Source organism: Pricia sp. (assembly GCF_041745955.1).
Lineage (GTDB): Bacteria > Bacteroidota > Bacteroidia > Flavobacteriales > Flavobacteriaceae > Pricia.
This window is the reverse complement of record NZ_JBGTHY010000157.1, coordinates 1-1674: the sequence shown is the minus strand read 5'-3', so window position 1 is coordinate 1674 and position 1674 is coordinate 1. Positions and strand designations below refer to the sequence as shown.

Sequence of the window (1674 nt, the reverse complement as noted above, 5' to 3'; positions counted from 1 at the left end):
TAGGGAAAATAGGCCAACAGGGTCAAGGTGTTTTTCTTAGGATGGTAGAAAACCGCTCGGCTGATCAGAAATCCCGAAGTGGTGGATACGATAGCTACAGAAAGGGATATTACTAAGGAGGATAAAAAACTTTCTAACAATCCGGTCTCGGAACCTAGAATGGTCATCCAGTTTTTCAGTCCGAAATAGGATGGTAATATATCGGGGAACCGCCATTCCGAAGCCAAGGATAGCAAAACAAGGTACACGAATGGAAACAGGATCAACAGCACCGCCACGCTCAACACAAATGGTTTCCAACTAAGAGCTTGTTTAAACTCCTTTCTTCCTGATTTCCGATATTTTGAGAACCGTGACTTCACTTCAAAATGTTTAAATATCCCGATATTCAGAAACTTTGAAGTATTGCCAGAACCTCAAACTATTGAAAATCAGTTCAAATTTATTCTAAACAACCTCTAAGGTTCATAAATACGTCTTTTTTTGGGAAGAAAAAGTAATATCGCAGCCGTCGAAACAATCAAGGTATACATCACGGCGACCACATAGCCCTCGGATATTTTATCGAGGTCGTATTGTTTTATTTCCCGAATGATCAAGACCGACAGCATTTGTGGGGATTCTTGACCTAAAATTAGCGGTACTTCATAGGCTCCCAGCAAAAAGATAAAATAGAGCACGATAAGCACCCATGTCTTTTTGACCAAAATGGGCAAAAATATTCGATGGGTGACCTGTTTGGCGTTTGCCCCCAGGGATTGCGCCAATACGGACAGCTCTTCGATACGCTCGTTTTTGTAGACGTTCAAAAAGAGTAACACAAAAAAAGGCATGATCATCGTAATAAAAGATAGTACGATACCGAACGCCAAAGCATCATTAACGAGGTCTGGAAATTGTAATGCTTCAGTTATCCACCCCAATTGATAGCTGAGCCTTGAAAAAAAGCCCCCTTTTGAGAAAAGTTGAAACGTGAAAAAACCGGTGACGATGCCCGGCACTGCCAATGGCAAGTAGATTATAAAGGATAGAAATTTTTGCTCCAAGCGTTTTCGGAATTTAAGGGTCGCCCATAAGGCTCCACCTACGGAGACGACCACGGCGACCAAGGCAATCAAAAAACTGTATAAAAAAGATCGGAAAAATTCGCCGGAAGCTAATACTGATGTCCAAAATTCAGTGGTAAAACCCTTGTTGGCCACACCGATGACCCCAAAACTATAGAGCAGTGCATAGATGAACGCCGCCGCAAACGGCACTACGCCAATGGCGATGAAAAGGATGATGCCAAAATTTGGTTTTTTATTTTTCAATGACTTGCTTCCTAAAATCCTCATAAAGGCGGATCATATATTCTGGGGCCGGTTCGGCGATGGCGTTCTTTTCCAGCTGTTTCATTTCAGGGCCGTATTGACGTTTGGCGACCTTTTTGAACTTTTCTTGCCAGTCTGCAGGCAGACTTTCGATGTTCAATACCGTATTCGAGTTCATTCCGTTTACCTCGGCTTTTTTCAGCTGGGCTTCCGGGGATAGCAAGAAATCAATGACCTGCATAGCACCTGCCTTTTGGGGAGCGTTGTACAGCACCCCGAGATAATTTGAATTCTTGATCGTACCATTATCCCAAGCATAGCCACGCGTGGATTTAGGATAAAGACCGTTCAGTACTTTTTC

1 protein-coding gene and 2 pseudogenes are annotated in these 1674 nt (G+C 43.0%); all 3 read right to left on the bottom strand.

All coding sequences use genetic code 11. From position 1 onward, the window contains the following. Positions 1-362: pseudogene (locus tag ACEW8S_RS05780) on the bottom strand (hypothetical protein); the annotation flags it as partial. A 96-nt stretch (positions 363-458) separates the two neighbouring features. Then, a complete protein-coding gene (locus tag ACEW8S_RS05775) occupies positions 459-1313 on the bottom strand; it encodes an ABC transporter permease subunit (RefSeq protein ID WP_373517229.1) in 855 nt (284 codons plus the stop codon). Beyond that, positions 1303-1674 (bottom strand): annotated as a pseudogene (locus ACEW8S_RS05770) (ABC transporter substrate-binding protein); the annotation flags it as partial. The gene ACEW8S_RS05775 and the pseudogene ACEW8S_RS05770, both read right to left, overlap by 11 nt.